The sequence below is a fragment of the Nocardiopsis xinjiangensis YIM 90004 genome, from assembly GCF_000341145.1.
Taxonomy (GTDB): domain Bacteria; phylum Actinomycetota; class Actinomycetes; order Streptosporangiales; family Streptosporangiaceae; genus Nocardiopsis; species Nocardiopsis xinjiangensis.
Genome location: NZ_ANBE01000080.1, coordinates 1 through 305 on the forward strand (window position 1 = coordinate 1; position 305 = coordinate 305).

Consider the following 305-nt stretch of genomic DNA (forward strand, 5'->3'; position numbering starts at 1 on the left):
GTACCGCTCGAGACGATGCCGCTGAACGCCAACGGCAAGGTGGACCGGCGCGCGTTGCCCGAACCGGGCACCGGCGGGGACGGGGGCGGCGGAGGTCTCTTCGTGGCTCCGCGTTCCCGGGTGGAGCGGGAGCTGGCCGAGGTGTTCGCCTCCGTGCTGGGCACCGAGAAGGTCGGCGCGCACGACGACTTCTTCGCCCTGGGCGGCGACTCCATCCTCAGCATCCAGCTGGTCTCCCGCGCCCGCCGGGCCGGCATCACCCTGACCTCCAAGCAGGTCTTCTCCCACCCCAGTGTCGCGGCCCT

The 305-nt window shown here is 72.1% G+C and carries 1 protein-coding gene; it reads left to right on the top strand.

Annotated elements, in window-relative coordinates:
* Positions 1-15: 15 nt before the first annotated feature.
* Positions 16-305, top strand: a 290-nt coding sequence (locus D473_RS25360) for a phosphopantetheine-binding protein (RefSeq protein ID WP_241474867.1), incomplete at its 3' end; no start/stop codon positions are given.